Raw genomic sequence first — 16,144 nt, 5'->3', positions numbered from 1 at the left:
TTGGCTGCAGGTGCAGCACGCCGTACCGCACGAGCAAGCGGACAGGCCGGCCAAGCCGGTTTTGAGCAGCACTTGGGCGAACTGCAGGCGGCGGACGAGTTGATGGGTGCGCTAGGCGAGGAGGTCCTCGTCAATGGCTCGCATGGTAAAGGTGAGTTGAGACCAACGAAGAGGCAGAGGATCCAAAGCAATCTGCAGCATGCTGTCACTGAGCGGCAACCAGGTGAGGTTGGCAACTCAGGCGCTCGCGTGATGATGCAACTCCCCACCGATCAGGTGGGTACATCGGAACGGGAGGCGCAACTTGTGATGCAGGGGGACGAGCACGAATACACCCCAGCACCGCATCTCGACGGGTCGATGCCCTCGACAGTGCAGCCGGATCGTCCAATTGTGGTCCCCGACGGTGCCGACAAGCGTCCTGTTTATTCCAACGATGCCACCGCCATCGAAGGGCTGAAGTCAGCACTCCTTGCGGGTAAAGCCAGGCCGGACACGGTCACTCGCAGCACAAATTCTCTTTTCGGCTTTAGTCGTTGGCTCTTTCAAAACAACAAGCCAGGGCTTGCTGCTCGGCTTTACCATCCGTCGCTGAGCCAGGATCTCGAGGAGTACGAGAGTAGGGGTGGTTCCTCCACCGTGGCTGGCGCACTGCGTCAATTGATGAAGTCGATGGGCGGAGCCGGCCCGATTGTGGGTCGCGCTGTCCTGAACCCCCATCCTGACGACGCCGCGCTCACCAGACATTTCAGATCCGCGAGCGGCTACGCAACTGCTCTTAACCATTTCAGTCATTACCTACGTCAAAATGACAAGCTCGGAATTGCGGGTCGCATTTACGATAAATCGCTGGATAAAGATGTTGAGAGCTACAAGGCCGCCTCCTCTAATGGTGGAGCTCCGATCGAATCTGCGCTGGTTTATCTCCGCAAGAACCCGCCGCGCGTTATACTCGGGAATCATCTGGAAAACGCGGTCAGCATGGAGGCTCGTCCCCGTGGCGACGCTGCTCAGCATACCGCACCACAGCAGGGATTCGATTGGCCAGAGGAGCTCCTGCCGGTAGGTTATAAGGAGGGCACCGATCTACCATTGTCTCTCGCCCCAACCGCGCACCAACACCAAGCGCCCGACTTTGGAGAGGCCGTCCCTCACTTGAACTGGCGCCACGGCGACCAGGGCGCCCCGGAGGAGCTGGTAGCTGCACGGGACAGGAGCAGCCCGCTGCCAAGCGAGGCGGTGCCACATAAATCTGGACGGGGACTCGCTACGCAGCCCAGATTGTGGGCGGAGAAATCCGCCTCGCCAGAGCTCTTTCGACGGCGGGCGGAGCAGGCTCTGCCGGCGTCCGCCAGAGGTGTGGAGACATCCTCCGCGGTTGATGAAGCCGCGCAGGCCGCTCGCCAAGCTTTGGCTTGGTTGCAGCAGGAGATGGAGGGGATCGAACCGATGCAGGATCCTCATGAGGTGGCTACACCGGAATGTGAGGCGCAGCTCGTCAGGCAGAGGGATGAGCACGAATCCACCCCAGCACCGCATCCCGGAGGTGGTGGGTCGATGCCCTCGACAGTGCAGCCGGATCGTCCAATTGTAGTCCCCGACGGTGCCGACAAGCGTCCTGTCTATTCCAACGATGCGACCGCTATCGAAGGGCTGAGGGCAGCATTCCACGCGGGTAAGGCCAAAGCGAACACGGTCACTTACAATGTAAATTCTCTTTTCGGCTTTAGTCGGTGGCTCCTTCAAAACAACAAGCCAGGGTTTGCTGCTCGGCTTTACCATTCGTCGCTGGATCAGGATCTCAAGGAGTACGAGAGTACGGGTGGTTCCTCCACCGTGGCTGGCGCACTGCGTTACCTCAAGAAGTCGACAGGCGGAGCCCCGATTATGGCTCGCCCTGTCGTGATCCCCTATCCTGACGATGCCGAGCTCATTAGAAATTACAGAGCCGCTTCGACCAAGGAGTACCTGGCAGCGCCTGCGACCGGACGGAATCCAGATACCGTGGGCGGCTATACAAATTTTCTTAGACATTTTAGTCAGTACCTGCGTCAAAATAACAAGCTTGGGATTGCGGCTCGGATTCACGACAAATCGCTGGATAAAGATGTTGAGAGCTTCAAGGCTGTCTCCTATGGTAATAGGCTAAGTATCAGTTCTGCATTGGCTCACCTCCGGGATATCCTGCCGCGCATTGTGCTCGGGCGCGAAACTGTCCTTTCTGCTCATCCGGCAGACGCAGTCACCAGGCGCGTTGGGGCCGCTGCTGAAGCTGGGCCAGCGGCACCGGCAAGAGCTCCCCAACCCGCCTCGCCAGCAACCGCTAGGCTGCCAGGCACCTACCGCGGCCTTCCACTGGTTGATGTGACCACACTGACTACCAGTTCCTCTGGGGCTCAGATCGGGGCGCTCGATCCGACAGCCCCGTCCAACGTTGCAACGGGGCGGGTGCTCGGCGCCGCCGAATGGCTGAGCGACGCCCATATCCAGAGAGATTACAATTTGCTGGAGGGGCAACTGCAGGGGATCAATCCGGCGCTCGCTGCCCGGACTCGGCTGGTGGATCCTTCCGTATCCCATCTACTGCGACACACGTCGCCGCAAGACGCTCGAGGCATATTGCAGTCCATCTATAATCAAAACAACGCCACAGCCGACTTCCTGTTCTTGCCAGTGAATAATGGCACGGCTACTAGCCCCGGCACCCATTGGTCGCTGCTGCTCGTTGATCGCCGCGACCCGGAAAGGCGGTTCGCCTATCACTACGACTCCCTCCAGCGAGAGGGATATAACGACGTGCCTGCAAAACAGCTCGCAGGACTGCTGAATGCCACCTTGGCGCCAGCCCCCATGGCCAGACAGACGAACCATTATGATTGCGGCGTATTTGTCCTGGAGGGCACGTGGGCGCTGGTTGAACGATTGGTGAAAGGGCAGCGGCCAGACCACGAGCCGCTGCCCCTCGACAACCTCGTTGCCGATCGGCAGGCGCTGCAAGACCGGCTAAGGAGGCGCTTGCCGCACGAGGAAGAGCCGCGGCAGCTGCTGGAGGATGAACCCGCCTCCCCACCGATGATGGCATTCGAGCCAGGGGAACTGCGGCAACTGTTGGAAGACGAGCCTGCCTCCCCACCAATGATGGCGTTCGAGCCAGGGGAACTGCGGCAACTGTTGGAGGACGAACCTGCCTCCCCACCAATGATGGCGTTCGAGCCAGGGGAACTGCGGCAACTGTTGGAGGACGAGCCTGCCTCCCCACCAATGATGGCGTTCGAGCCAGGGGAACTGCGGCAGCTGTTGGAGGATGAACCCGCTTCCCCACCGATGATGGCGTTCGAGCCAGGGGAACTGCGGCAACTGTTGGAGGATGAACCCGCTTCCCCACCGATGATGGCGTTCGAGCCAGGGGAACTGCGGCAACTGTTGGAAGACGAGCCTGCCTCCACTTGGGCACAAATCAATTCGACCCCACATGCGCGAGCGGACGGTGTTCATCAGCCAGCCCAGGCGCCGTGGCTCCCTGAACGCAGAAGATAACTTTGCGGAGGAGCGGTCACGCAACTGTCGGCGGCGCCGGGCCTCAGGGTGAATGGAAAGGATGGAGTGGCGGATGGTGTCGCGTGAAGGCGCAACACGCGTGCTGACCGACCTGCATACGTAGGAAGTCGTTCATTGCTCCCAAATCGTATGTGAGGAACATTCCTGTCCCGGCTGCGCCGCGCGATGCTAGGTCGCGTTGTTCAGCGGGCCAAGCCGATGACACCTACGAAGCTACTGATCGGGCAGATCGCCGTTGTGTGCGCAATTGTCATTATCGGCGTATGGACGGCAACCCAATGGTGCGCTCAAATGCTGACCTACCAGACGCCTCTCGGCGCACCATGGTTTCTCTTCGCCGGCTGGCCAATCTACAAGCCGTGGAAGCTGTTTGAATGGTGGTTCCACTTCGATGCTTATGCGCCGGAGGTCTTCGACAAAGCCGGTACGCTTGCAGGCGCCAGCGGATTCCTGGGTTGTGCCGCCGCAATCGCTGGCTCGCTTTTGCGCGCGCGACAGCGCGGGTCGGTTACGACCTATGGGTCTTCACGGTGGGCCACGACTCATGAGGTCGAGACGGCAGGGTTGTTACGGCCGGCGGGCGTTTTCCTCGGTAGGCTGAACGATCGCTATCTGCGCCATGACGGCCCGGAGCACGTCATGGCATTTGCGCCGACGCGTTCGGGCAAGGGCGTGGGGCTGGTTGTTCCAACGCTACTTTCCTGGACCGGGTCTGCCATCATTCATGATATAAAAGGCGAAAATTGGCAGTTGACCTCCGGCTGGCGGTCGAAATTCTCGTACTGCCTTCTGTTCAATCCGACCGACCCGAGATCGGCACGCTACAACCCGCTGCTGGAGGTGCGCAAAGGCCCAGATGAGATCCGGGACGTTCAAAACATCGCCGACATCCTCGTCGATCCCGAGGGCGCGCTGGAGCGACGGAACCACTGGGAGAAGACCAGCCATTCACTCCTAGTTGGCGCCATTTTGCACGTGCTCTACGCTGAAGAGGACAAGACGCTGGCCCGCGTCGCCACCTTCCTGTCGGACCCGCAACGCTCGTTTGCCGCAACGCTACGGCGGATGATGACGACAAACCATCTCGGGACGGGGCATAACCCTCAGGTCCATCCCGTAGTGGCCTCGGCGGCTCGCGAACTCCTGAACAAGTCGGAAAACGAGCGCTCAGGCGTCCTCTCGACCGCCATGTCCTTTCTCGGGCTTTATCGTGATCCAACGGTCGCGGCGGCCACTTCGTCCTGCGACTGGCGCATCGCTGACCTAGTGGATGGAGAGCGACCGCTGTCGCTCTATCTGGTCGTGCCGCCTTCGGATATCTCGCGCACCAAGCCTTTTGTGCGACTGATCTTGAACCAGATCGGCAGGCGGTTGACGGAGCGTCTGGAGGGGGACCCGAAGAAGAGCCGTAAGCATCAGCTGCTCATGATGCTGGACGAGTTTCCGGCGCTCGGTCGCCTCGACTTCTTCGAAACGGCGCTCGCCTTCATGGCAGGTTATGGCATTCGCTCCTATCTGATCGCACAATCTTTGAACCAGGTTTCAAAGGCCTATGGCGAGAACAATGCTATTCTCGACAATTGCCACGTGCGAATTGCCTTTTCCTCCAATGACGAACGCACGGCCAAGCGCATCTCGGATGCCCTCGGCACCGCAACCGAACTTAGGTCGATGCGCAACTATGCGGGCCATCGGCTTGCGCCCTGGCTTTCACATGTCATGGTGAGCCGCCAGGAAACCGCGCGCCCGCTCCTGACGCCAGGCGAGGTGATGCAATTGCCGCCGTCAGACGAATTGGTCCTGGTTTCTGGGTTGCCGCCGATCCGCGCCAAGAAGCTGCGCTATTATCAGGATCAGAATTTCACAGATCGGGTGCTGCCTGCGCCGGTGCTGCACGACGGACCCTATGCGGACTGCCCTGCATCACGCCCGGACGGCTGGACTGGACAAGTGTGCAGCGTCGATAGCCGACTTGCTGCGGACGAGGAAAGCGCCGACGCGCCAGTTGAAGACGAGGGAGGCGTTCAGCAGCAACGCCATCCAAGCCTGCCCGAAGAAGACGTTGTTGTCTCTCAAGAGCCCGATCAGGCCGATCTGTACAAGCCCGCAGACGATGACAGCGAAGCGCTCGCGGACAAGCGTGTCATGGATCGGATTTCCACTGCGGCCCGCGTCTACGGTATCAACGAGGGCAGGGGCGACGATGTCATTCCCGGCTTCTGAAGTCCGCTGAGTTGCAGAGCGCACCTCAGCGTAGATAACGGCCATAAGCAATTTTGAGCGTCTGGCCGATGCTTCTCCCGTCGCCGGCGCAACGCCGGGCCGTCGGAACGATCCGCATGAAGCCGCACCGCATTCGCCATCAGTTTCTGCTTGAGCCGGAGCTCAGCGAGAAACTGGACAACCTCAGTCGCGATCCGTCAACGACCAAATCAGCGATCGTGGGGAAGGCGATCGAGGCGTTCATCGAGCGGCGTGGCGAGAGCGAGTTCGATCGGCGCTACGGCGTAAGGCTTGACCGGCTCTCCCGCGATCTTGCCCACGTCAGGCGCGATTCCGAGGTGATCCTGGAGAGCCTGGCGCTCTTCATCCGCTTTTCGATCACCCTTCACGCCCACACGCCGGTCCCGGATCGGGCAACGCAGGCTATTGCCCAAGAGCGTTTCGAGAAATTCGTTGAGAAGGTCGGCCGCCACATCGCTTCCGGCAAAAAGTCGCTTAGCAAAGACAATGGTGGGGGAGGGGAAGGATGAGCTCTCATCCCGAGGCCGACCACCGGCGGCGTGTCATGCTGCGCACCGCCATGGGTCCGGCAATCACCGAAGCCCTGGCCGATCCGTCCGTCATCGAGGTGATGGTCAATCCCGACGGCGCGCTGCGACTCGACCGGTTAGGCGAAGGTCGGGTCGATACCGACGTTCACATGCACCCGTCCGAGGCAGAACGTATCATCCGCCTGGTTGCTTCGCACGTGCGCGCCGAGGCGCACGCCGACAACCCGATCGTCAGTGCCGAATTGCCGTCTGGCGAACGCTTCGAAGGCCTGCTGCCACCTGTGGTGTTGGCGCCATGTTTTGCCATCCGCAAGCCCGCCGCGAAAGTCTACACCCTGGCCGACTATGTTGCCGAACGCATCATGCTGCCGCTGCAGGCCGATGCGCTGAAAAAGGCCGTCCGCGAGCGGCGCAACATGCTGATCGCCGGCGGCACTTCCTCGGGGAAGACAACACTCGCCAACGCTCTGCTGGCTGAAGTCGCCGAATGCGACGATCGGGTGATCCTGATCGAGGACACACGCGAACTGCAGTGCGCGGCCAGGGACTGCGTTGCCCTGAGAACAAGGCGGGGCTCGGTCACCCTTGCCGATCTCGTGCGCTCGACGCTGAGGCTCAGGCCGGACCGCATCATCGTGGGCGAGGTGAGGGGCGCGGAAGCGCTCGACATGCTGAAGGCATGGAACACCGGGCACCCAGGCGGCATCGCTACCGTACACGCCAATTCCGCGCGCTCGGCTCTCTATCGCATTGAGCAACTCGCCCAGGAAGCGGTGGTCACCGTTCCCCGCCGGCTCATCGCTGAGGCGATAGATCTGATCGTCTTCATAGCGGGACGCGGCTCGTCGCGCCACATCGACGCAATCGCCGAGGTCACCGGTCTCGACGGCAGCGGCGATTACGCCGTTGCCCCGCTCACGCTTTCGCAACTCCAGCAGCTTTGAAAGGCCTTCCTCATGCGCAAGAAGCTTCGCTTTCTTTCGTCCACAGCGCTCGCGTTTCTTATCACGGCCCCGGTTTATGCCGCCGGCTCCGGCATGCCGTGGGAGCAGCCGCTGCAGCAGATCCTGGAGTCCGTGCAGGGACCGGTCGCCAAGATCGTTGCGGTGATCATCATTATCACCACCGGCCTGACGCTTGCCTTCGGCGACACCGCCGGTGGTTTTCGGCGCCTGATTCAGATCGTCTTCGGTCTGTCGATCGCCTTCGCGGCATCGAGCTTCTTCCTCTCCTTCTTCTCCTTCGGTGGTGGGGCGCTCGTCTGATGGCCGCCGGGGAGCAGCATATCGAGGGCTTCGCAGTACCGGTCCACCGGGCGCTGACCGAGCCGATCCTGCTCGGCGGGGCTCCGCGCGCGGTGGCGATCCTCAACGGTACAGTGGCCGCGGCCATTGGCTTCGGCTTGCAGCAATGGATTGCTGGTCTGGTGCTTTGGATCGCAGGCCACTCGTTAGCGGTGTTTGCCGCAAGACGCGATCCGGACTTCGCCAGCGTGCTTGTGCGCCACCTACGTCTGAAGGGGTGGCTTGCATGCTGAACCTTTCGGAATATCGAAGCAAAGCCGACCGGCTTGCCGACCATCTACCCTGGGCTGCCTTGGTGGCGCCCGGCATCGTGCTCAACAAGGACGGCAGCTTTCAGCGGACGTTGCGGTTCCGCGGCCCGGATCTCGAAAGTGCGACGGAGGCTGAACTCGTCGGCATTTGCGCCCGGGCGAACAATGCTCTCAGACGCCTTGGCTCTGGCTGGGCATTGTTCTTTGAGGCCGAGCGCACAGAAGCGCTGGGCTATCCGAACTCGCATTTTCCTGACGCCGCGTCGTGGCTGGTCGACGAAGAACGCCGCGCTGCTTTCGAGGGGAAGGTAGCGCACTACGAGAGCCGCTATCATCTGACCTTGGTGTTTATGCCACCGCCGGACGCCCAGGCGCGCGCAGAAAGCACGCTCGTCGACTCTCATTATTCCCGAGGAGAAAGAGACTGGCGCCAGGATCTGGCGAGGTTCCGTGACGAGACCAACCGCGTGCTCGATCTCTTCTCGGGTTTCATGTCCGAAGTACGCGTCCTCGATGATGCTCAGACGTTGACCTACCTCCACGGCACGATTTCGCCTCGTCGCCATCCTATCATGGCCCCGGAAACGCCGATATATCTGGATGCAATCCTGGTCGATGCGCCGCTTACCGGTGGCCTGGAGCCGATGCTGGGTGAGCAGCATCTTCGCACACTGACCATCCTCGGCTTTCCGAACCTCACCCGGCCCGGAATCCTCGATACCCTCAATCATCAGGATTTCGCCTATCGCTGGATGACGCGCTTCATTCCGCTCGAGAAAACGGAAGCCACGAAGACGCTGACGCGATTGCGCCGGCAGTGGTTTGCCAAGCGCAAATCGATCGTGGCAATCCTACGCGAGGTCATTACCAACGAGCCGGTCCCGCTTGTCGATAGCGATGCCGACAACAAGGCGCTCGATGCCGACGAAGCCCTTCAGGCATTGGGCGGTGATCATGTGAGTTTCGGCTATCTCACCACCACCGTGACGGTGTGGGGCGAGGATCGCCAAGCCGCTGCAGAGAAGCTTCGCGCGGTCGAGCGCATCATCAATGGGCTCGGCTTCACCACGATCCGAGAAGGCGTCAATGCGGTCGAGGCTTGGCTCGGCTCATTGCCTGGCCATGTCTACGCTAACGTTCGCCAACCGCTCGTTCATACATTGAACCTTGCCCATCTCATGCCGCTGTCGTCGGTTTGGGCCGGTCCTGCGACAAACGAGCATCTCGCGAAAGTCACCCAAACCGAAGCGCCACCGCTTTTCGTTGCCGAGACCAGTGGGTCGACACCGTTTCGGCTTTCCACCCACGTCGAAGATGTCGGCCACATGCTGGTTGTTGGTCCGACCGGCGCCGGCAAGTCGGTTCTGCTTGCTCTGATTGCTCTGCAGTTCAGGCGCTACGCCGGCGCCCAGGTTTATGTCTTCGACAAAGGCAATTCGGCCCGTGCTGCAACACTTGCCATGGGTGGAGAACACCACGCGCTAGGAGCGGACGGTTCCCTTGCCTTTCAGCCACTGCGCAGCATCAACGACCAGGCTAGCCGAAGCTGGGCGGCCGAATGGATCGCCAGCCTTGTTGCCCACGAGAACGTCACCGTCACGCCGGAGGTGAAGGAGGCTATTTGGTCAGCGCTGGCCAGCCTTGCCACCGCGCCGGCGCAGGAACGCACACTGACCGGTCTTTCGGTCCTGCTTCAATCCAATGCGCTGAAGACCGCATTGATGCCCTACACGCTCGACGGTCCCTTCGGCCGCCTGCTCGATGCCGATCATGATGGGCTGGCCTTGTCGGATGTGCAGTGTTTCGAGACCGAGGAGTTAATGCACAGCCAAAGCGCTTTGCTGCCGGTGCTTACCTATCTGTTCCAGCGACTTGAGGAACGGTTCGACGGACGGCCCACGCTGATCATGCTCGACGAGGCGTGGGTCTATCTCGACAATCCGCTGTTCGCCGCCCGCATCCGCGAATGGCTGAAGGTGCTGCGAAAGAAGAACGTGTCGGTTGTCTTCGCTACGCAGTCGCTGGCTGATATCGCGGGCTCTGGCATAGCGCCGGCAATCATCGAAAGCTGCCCGCAGCGCATTTTCCTTCCCAATGATCGTGCCGTGGAACCCCAGGCGCGCACAGCCTACGAGCGCTTCGGTTTAAGCGAGCGGCAGATCGAATTGATCGCCCGCGCCACGCCGAAGCGTCAGTATTATCTGCAATCGCGCCGCGGCAACCGTCTGTTCGAGCTCGAGCTTGGCCCCATCGCTCTTGCGCTTTGCGGTGCTTCCGATCCGGCCACGCAGACTCTGATCGACAGGATCATGTCCGAAGACGGGCAAGGCAGCTTTGCCTCGCAGTTCCTGATCGCGCGCGGCCTCGATTGGGCCGGCGAACTTCTCAAGCAATTCCCTCAACCAGACAAGGAGCAATTCTCATGATGCGGCGACGCCTTCTCTCCGGCCTGATCACCGTTTCCCTGATCGCCAAGCCTATGGCCGACTATGTGCAGCCCGCCTACGCCCTTATCGTGTTCGATCCGTCCAATTATGCGCAGAACGTGCTGACGGCCGCGCGCGCATTGGAGCAGATCAACAACCAGATCCAGTCGCTGCAGAATCAGGCGACCATGCTGCAGAACATGGCGCGCAATCTTCAGCGTCTGGATTTCTCTTCCGTTGGCCAACTCACCGGTTCGCTCCATCGCATCGACGGCTTGATGGACCAGGCGAGTGGCCTCAGCTTTGATCTGGGCAAGCTTCAAGACCAGTGGCGCAGCCAATATCCGGAAAGCTACGACGCCACGATCAAAGTCAGCGATGTGGCGAGTGCTGCGCGGGAGCGTTGGCAAACCGCCATGCAGGCGTTCCGCCAGACCATGGGTGTCCAGTCGCAAATCGTCGAGAACGTCCGCGCCGACGGCGATCTGCTCGCCGATCTCGTCAACCGCAGCCAAGGGGCGGCCGGTGCGCTTCAGGCAAGCCAGGCCACCAACCAGCTGATGGCGCTTTCGACAAAACAGCAGATGCAGATCCAGACGCTGCTCGCAACGCAGTTTCGAGCTGAGGCCGAGGATGCCGCCCGCAAGGCCCAGTCAGACGAAGCCGCCCGCGAGATGACGAAGCGATTCTTGGGTACCGGCTCGGCTTATCCCGGCAATTAATCACGAGTTCATCACGACGAGAAAGGCAGCGGCATGAACGACCTTGGCGTCATCGATCGCTTCATGGAGACCTTCATCCGCTACATCGACAGCGGGTTCGGTCTGCTATCGGGCGACCTCGCCTTCCTCACTACCATTCTGATCGGCATTGACATCACACTTGCCGGCCTGGCGTGGGCGCTCGGCGACGAAACCAGCGTTCTCGGCCGGCTTGTCCGCAAGGTGCTCTATGTTGGCGTCTTCGCCTTCATTCTGAACAATTTCAAGAACCTCGCCGATATCGTTTATCGTTCTTTTGCCGGTCTCGGGATTAAGGCGTCGGCCGGCAATCTGTCGGCAGACAATCTCTTGCGCCCGGGCCGCATTGCCGCGACCGGTTTCGAAGGTGCTTGGCCAATGCTTGACCAAGCCAGTCAGCTCCTGGGCTTCCCGGAAATCTTCGGCAACGCACTGACCATCTTCGTGCTGCTGATGGCCTGGTTCCTGGTCATCATCGCCTTCTTCATCCTTTCCATCCAGCTTTTCATCACCATCCTTGAGTTCAAGCTCACCACGCTGGCAGGTTTTGTTTTGGTTCCATTCGCACTTTGGAACCGTTCAGCGTTCCTGGCCGAACGCGTGCTCGGCCATGTTATCTCGTCAGGCATCAAGGTGATGGTGCTCGCCGTCATTGTCGGTATCGGCTCCACGCTCTTCGGGGAGTTCGCTTCCGCATTGCAAGGCAAGGAGCCGGATCTTGCCGGTGCCATGTCCCAGGTACTGGGCGCACTGGCATTGCTTGGCCTTGGCATTTTTGGGCCGGGGATCGCGTCGGGTCTTGTCTCAGGCGCACCGCAGCTTGGGGCGGGCGCCGCCCTCGGCACGACCGCGGCGGCAGCGGGTGTATCACTCGTTGCTGGAGGCACAGCATTTGCTGGCGCGCGTATGGCAACCAGCGGCGGTGTCGCCGCCATCCGAGCCGGCACAACAATGGGATCGGCTGCTTCCACGTCATGGCAGATCGGGCGCGCAACCTCGCCCGACGCTGGCCTCTCCGGTGTGGCTGCTGGAATGCATGGTGTAACCAGTGCAGCTGGCGGCGCCGCTATACGCATAGCGCGATCCGCCACTGCAAGTGTTGGGCGCAACGCCGATGCCGGGCGCGATGCCGCGTGGACCGCGACCGGCGGCACGCCGACAGCGCCAATGACCGAACGCTCTGCCGGTTCGGCCACTGTTTCGGCGCCGACGTGGGCAAGGCGCCTACGTTCTGAACAGACCGCCCGTGCAAATCGCCACGCTGCCATGCAAGCTGTCCGAGACGGAGACCGGCCGGGAGGCAGCGCCAACCCCTCTCTCAACGACAAGGATGACTAGATGCTCTTCAAGCGACCCGTGCACCGTTACGGCAAAACACCCGAACCGGTCACGCCGTATCAAAAAGCCGCCCAGCTGTGGGACGAGCGCATCGGCTCATCTCGACTGCAGGCCAGGAACTGGCGGATCATGGCCCTTGGCTGCCTGGCCTTGGCGACCGGGCTTTCCGGCGGACTCGTATGGCAGTCGATGCAAAGCCGTGTCGTGCCTTATGTCGTCGAGGTCGATGGCTTCGGCGAGACGCGCGCCGTCGCGCCGGCGATCCGGAATTATGAGCCCTCGGATGCTCAGATCGCCTGGCATCTCGGCCGCTTCATCCAGAATGTCCGTTCCGTTTCCACCGATCCGGTTTTGGTACGGCAGAACTGGTTGGCAGCGTACGACTTTGCTAGCGATCGCGCAGCGCTCTTCCTCAACGAATACGCCAAGGCGAACGACCCCTTCGGTCAGATCGGAACGCGCAGTGTTTCGGTACAGGTCACCAGCGTGGTCAGAGCCTCCGAAAGTTCATTCCAGGTCAAATGGACCGAGCAGGTGTTTGAGCGCGGAAGCCTTGCCAGCACGATGCGCTGGACTGCGATCCTCACGATCGTGATTCGCTCGCCAAGCAATACGGATCAGCTGCGCAAGAATCCGCTCGGCGTCTTCATCAATGCCATTGACTGGTCACGCGAGCTCGACAGCGCCGTCCCAACCCCCCTTTCTCCGACGGAGTCCACCAATGAAAGGTAAAATGTCACCGATTCGTGCCGTGCTGATCCTATCGGTGTCGGCAGCGGTCGTTTCCGCTTGTGCATCGAAGAAGGTGCCGCCGCCTGAGATTTCCTATGACGCTGCCGACTTCAAACCGGCCGCGATCGAAAAGGCGCCGGAGAGGCCGATTAGAATTGTCGAGGTGCCAAAACCACTGCCGCTGCCTGGCCAAATGCAGCCCGAGCCCGGCAAGGCCGAGGACAAGCGCCCCCCTGAAGAACGCGTCGCTGATGCCAACAAAGCCGCGACCCAGCAACCCACCAAGTACGGGTATGTTAATGCCGTGCAAGTCTACCCCTTCACCGATGGCGCGCTTTATCAACTCTATGCCGCGCCGGAGCGCGTGACCGACATCGCTCTGCAGCCGGGCGAGAAACTAACCGCCGTGTCGGCTGGCGACACCGTGCGCTGGGTCATTGGCGATACCGCAAGCGGCACCGGTGACAATCAGCGCACCCATGTTCTGGTAAAACCCTTCGCGCCGGGTCTTGCCACCAATGTCGTCATTACGACGGACCGGCGGACCTATCATTTGCAGCTTCAAAGCACCGAGAAGACCGCAATGGCGGCAATCTCCTGGACCTACAGCCAAGACCAGATCATCGCGCTTCGCCAGCGCAATGCTCAAGCCGAGGCAGTTACACCGGTCGCGTCGAATATCGCGCTCGAAAACCTTCGCTTTCGCTACTCAATCAGTGGCGACACACCGCCCTGGAGACCGACGCGAGCCTTCGACGACGGCAGCAAGGTCTATATTGAGTTCCCTCGTCGCATAGATCAGGGCGAGGCGCCACCACTCTTCATCGTCGGCGCAGATGGGAGCAGCGAGCTCGTCAACTATCGCGTGCGCGGCAACTATTACATCGTCGATCGGCTCTTCGCCGCGGCCGAACTTCGCCTCGGCACCAAGCGGCAGCAGGTGATCCGCATCAGCAGGATTGACGGCAGGCAACCGCAACGGCGGATCTCGCTCTTTCGCGGCAGCCGGCGAGGTGAGGACTCATGATCGAAAATTCCCGCTCTGGCATCCCGCCGAAACTGGATCCCGAGGAACTGCAGCTTCGGGCCTCTCCCCGCCGCGTGGTGCGGTTCAGGCGCGGTGTGATCATCGCGATCGCAGCGCTCGGATCCGGCGCTGTCTTCGGCGTTACCATGATCGCCCTCCAGGGGCCGGCCCTTCGCATCAGGGATCAGGCGGAAGATCTCTACAACACTGAGCGCAAACCAACCGCCGAGGGGCTCGATACGCTTCCCCATGACTATTCCGGCATGAAGCCGAAGCCTCCCGTCCTTGGGCTACCTTTGCCGGGCGACCTCGGCCGCCCCATCCTCGAGCGGCAGCGCCAGCTCGGCATCGTGCCGGGCCAAGACATCTCGGCCGAGGAGCAGCGTCTAGCGCAGCAGGCGATCGAAGCGCGTGAATCGCGGGTGCTTTTCCGCGTCGAAAATCGAGCTCAAAAGACAGATGTCGGAGAGAGCGTGCAAACTGCTCAGCATCCATTTGAGGCGCTTCCCCAATCCGAAGCAGGACGCGCGTCAGCCTCGGTGGCGGCGGCGGAAGGCGACCAGAACAATCAGCAGCGAAAGCTTGATTTTCTCAGCCAGCGGAGCACTGGCGGGATCTACAATCCGCATGCGCTGCAGACGCCGATCTCGCCATATCAACTGATGGCTGGCAGCGTGATTGCCGCCAGCCTGATCACCGGCATCAATTCCGATTTGCCGGGCCTTGTCGTCGCGCAAGTCACCGAAAATGTGCACGACACGGTCACGGGCAACATATTGCTGATTCCGCAGGGCTCACGTCTTATCGGCGTCTACGACAGCGTCGTCGCGTTCGGGCAAAAGCGAGCGCTGCTGGTCTGGCAGCGCATTCTGCTGCCCGACGGCTCGTCGGCCGAAATCGACAATCTGCCCGCGAGCGACACCGCCGGCTACGCAGGGCTGGAAGACGAAGTCGATTTCCACACTTGGCAGATGATCAAGGGAGTGGCGCTTGCCACATTGCTCGGTGTCGGCACAGAATTCAGCCTCGGCGAAAACGAGAGCGATCTGGTCAAGGCGATCCGGGAATCAGCCCAGCAGAACGCCAGTCGAGCCGGCCAGCGCATCACCGAAAAAAACCTCAATATCCAGCCCACCATCGTCGTCCGCCCAGGTTGGCCACTGCGCGTCATCGTGCACAAGGACATCGTGCTGCGGCCATACGCCAGTTGAGCAGGAGTTATCATGGCTGACCTGAAACTTGGAAAACTTCCGGACCGAACAGCTTCGAAGATCACCATTACCGTCAGCGCGGAGCTGAGCCAAACACTCAAGGAGTATGCTGCACTTTACCGTCAGACCTATGGTCAGTCTGAAACCGTGGCAGAACTCATCCCTTTCATGCTGGCGGCGTTTCTGGAAGGCGACCGAGCCTTTGCCAAGGCCAGAAAGGAACGTCTGCCGACGGAGCTTGCCGGAAAATCGTGACTCCTCCGCTAGGGCAGCTGGAACATTGCCTAGCTGTCGCGACCTACCTGCTCCTCGCGAAGCATAGGATCAAACACCTTGGAATGCAGGTATGCGCAAGAGATGATGTGGAAGGAGATACCGCGCAACAGCCTAAGTTTGCATTTTCGATTTGGTCGGCCGTGAACTATCCGCAAGCCATTGATCTGGCCTGTTGATTGAGGCGGATAGCGGCTTTGGAATTGCAGGATTAGCGGTATTTGGACGCTGTTTTCCTGCAATTCGGTTTTGCGATTCCCTTGTGGCGCGGAGCGTGATTCACTCGGTTCGGCGGCGGCGAATCGAGGGGACAGCGAATGTCCAGGCCACGCGAGAAGCGCGAGACGGGAGAGCAGGACCTGTTCCGCTCCCGGCTCGACCAAATCATCAACATGAAGCACGAGCTGGTGCGGCTGGCGCAGGCGATCGACTGGCCGGTGCTGGAGGAGCGTTTCGGCGCCGTCTATTCGGACGGCCCCGGCATGCCGCCGCTGCCGACCCGGCTGATGG

General features: G+C 60.9%; 13 protein-coding genes and 1 pseudogene. All 14 read left to right on the top strand.

Annotated features, from left to right (window positions below):
* Positions 1-72 precede the first annotated feature (72 nt).
* A complete protein-coding gene (locus tag EN850_RS32710) occupies positions 73-3,537 on the top strand; it encodes a Ulp1 family isopeptidase (RefSeq protein ID WP_063169234.1) in 3,465 nt (1,154 codons plus the stop codon).
* A 219-nt stretch (positions 3,538-3,756) separates the two neighbouring features.
* A complete protein-coding gene (locus EN850_RS32705; RefSeq protein ID WP_063169233.1) occupies positions 3,757-5,781 on the top strand; it encodes a conjugal transfer protein TraG in 2,025 nt (674 codons plus the stop codon).
* 116 nt (positions 5,782-5,897) lie between these two features.
* Complete coding sequence (locus EN850_RS32700) at positions 5,898-6,311, top strand: CopG family transcriptional regulator (RefSeq protein WP_127309135.1); 414 nt, start codon at positions 5,898-5,900, stop codon at positions 6,309-6,311.
* Positions 6,308-7,276 carry a P-type conjugative transfer ATPase TrbB gene (trbB, locus tag EN850_RS32695; protein ID WP_024502850.1) on the top strand — a complete coding sequence of 323 codons (969 nt, stop codon included), beginning with the start codon at positions 6,308-6,310 and terminating at the stop codon, positions 7,274-7,276. Before EN850_RS32700 ends, trbB begins: the two co-directional genes overlap by 4 nt.
* 12 nt (positions 7,277-7,288) lie before the next feature.
* A complete protein-coding gene (locus tag EN850_RS32690; protein WP_024502851.1) occupies positions 7,289-7,597 on the top strand; it encodes a TrbC/VirB2 family protein in 309 nt (102 codons plus the stop codon).
* Positions 7,597-7,869 carry a VirB3 family type IV secretion system protein gene (locus EN850_RS32685; RefSeq protein WP_024502852.1) on the top strand — a complete coding sequence of 91 codons (273 nt, stop codon included), beginning with the start codon at positions 7,597-7,599 and terminating at the stop codon, positions 7,867-7,869. The genes EN850_RS32690 and EN850_RS32685 overlap by 1 nt, the downstream gene beginning before the upstream one ends.
* Positions 7,863-10,313, top strand: coding sequence for a conjugal transfer protein TrbE (gene trbE / locus EN850_RS32680; RefSeq protein WP_063169232.1), 2,451 nt, complete (start codon positions 7,863-7,865; stop codon positions 10,311-10,313). The genes EN850_RS32685 and trbE overlap by 7 nt, the downstream gene beginning before the upstream one ends.
* Positions 10,310-11,035 (top strand): P-type conjugative transfer protein TrbJ, encoded by a 726-nt coding sequence (gene trbJ, locus EN850_RS32675; protein ID WP_024502854.1) that lies wholly within the window; start codon positions 10,310-10,312, stop codon positions 11,033-11,035. The genes trbE and trbJ overlap by 4 nt, the downstream gene beginning before the upstream one ends.
* A 33-nt stretch (positions 11,036-11,068) precedes the next feature.
* A complete protein-coding gene (gene trbL, locus EN850_RS32670) occupies positions 11,069-12,391 on the top strand; it encodes a P-type conjugative transfer protein TrbL (RefSeq protein ID WP_127311891.1) in 1,323 nt (440 codons plus the stop codon).
* The gene (gene trbF / locus EN850_RS32665) at positions 12,392-13,123 is read left to right on the top strand and encodes a conjugal transfer protein TrbF (RefSeq protein ID WP_063169230.1); all 732 of its coding nucleotides are present in this window, start codon (positions 12,392-12,394) and stop codon (positions 13,121-13,123) included.
* A gap of 1 nt (position 13,124) precedes the next feature.
* Positions 13,125-14,150 carry a P-type conjugative transfer protein TrbG gene (gene trbG, locus EN850_RS32660; RefSeq protein ID WP_164548809.1) on the top strand — a complete coding sequence of 342 codons (1,026 nt, stop codon included), beginning with the start codon at positions 13,125-13,127 and terminating at the stop codon, positions 14,148-14,150.
* Complete coding sequence (locus EN850_RS32655; RefSeq protein WP_063169228.1) at positions 14,147-15,361, top strand: TrbI/VirB10 family protein; 1,215 nt, start codon at positions 14,147-14,149, stop codon at positions 15,359-15,361. The genes trbG and EN850_RS32655 overlap by 4 nt, the downstream gene beginning before the upstream one ends.
* Before the next feature lie 12 nt (positions 15,362-15,373).
* Positions 15,374-15,616 carry a DUF2274 domain-containing protein gene (locus tag EN850_RS32650; RefSeq protein WP_024502859.1) on the top strand — a complete coding sequence of 81 codons (243 nt, stop codon included), beginning with the start codon at positions 15,374-15,376 and terminating at the stop codon, positions 15,614-15,616.
* Positions 15,617-15,951: 335 nt separating this feature from the next.
* Positions 15,952-16,144, top strand: a pseudogene (locus EN850_RS32645) (IS5/IS1182 family transposase); the annotation flags it as partial.

Source organism: Mesorhizobium sp. M8A.F.Ca.ET.207.01.1.1 (assembly GCF_004794715.1).
GTDB lineage: Bacteria > Pseudomonadota > Alphaproteobacteria > Rhizobiales > Rhizobiaceae > Mesorhizobium.
The sequence above is the reverse complement of the archived record's forward strand: the minus strand, read 5'-3'. Positions and strand labels throughout refer to the sequence as shown.

Excerpts from the sequence above, each read along its gene's own strand:
- trbJ (WP_024502854.1), top strand. The coding sequence starts at position 10,310 with ATGATGCGGCGACGCCTTCTCTCCGGCCTGATCACCGTTTCCCTGATC.
- trbE (WP_063169232.1), top strand. The coding sequence starts at position 7,863 with ATGCTGAACCTTTCGGAATATCGAAGCAAAGCCGACCGGCTTGCCGAC.
- EN850_RS32690 (WP_024502851.1), top strand. The coding sequence starts at position 7,289 with ATGCGCAAGAAGCTTCGCTTTCTTTCGTCCACAGCGCTCGCGTTTCTT.
- trbF (WP_063169230.1), top strand. The coding sequence starts at position 12,392 with ATGCTCTTCAAGCGACCCGTGCACCGTTACGGCAAAACACCCGAACCG.
- EN850_RS32705 (WP_063169233.1), top strand. The coding sequence starts at position 3,757 with ATGACACCTACGAAGCTACTGATCGGGCAGATCGCCGTTGTGTGCGCA.
- trbB (WP_024502850.1), top strand. The coding sequence starts at position 6,308 with ATGAGCTCTCATCCCGAGGCCGACCACCGGCGGCGTGTCATGCTGCGC.
- trbL (WP_127311891.1), top strand. The coding sequence starts at position 11,069 with ATGAACGACCTTGGCGTCATCGATCGCTTCATGGAGACCTTCATCCGC.
- EN850_RS32685 (WP_024502852.1), top strand. The coding sequence starts at position 7,597 with ATGGCCGCCGGGGAGCAGCATATCGAGGGCTTCGCAGTACCGGTCCAC.
- EN850_RS32700 (WP_127309135.1), top strand. The coding sequence starts at position 5,898 with ATGAAGCCGCACCGCATTCGCCATCAGTTTCTGCTTGAGCCGGAGCTC.
- EN850_RS32650 (WP_024502859.1), top strand. The coding sequence starts at position 15,374 with ATGGCTGACCTGAAACTTGGAAAACTTCCGGACCGAACAGCTTCGAAG.
- trbG (WP_164548809.1), top strand. The coding sequence starts at position 13,125 with ATGTCACCGATTCGTGCCGTGCTGATCCTATCGGTGTCGGCAGCGGTC.
- EN850_RS32655 (WP_063169228.1), top strand. The coding sequence starts at position 14,147 with ATGATCGAAAATTCCCGCTCTGGCATCCCGCCGAAACTGGATCCCGAG.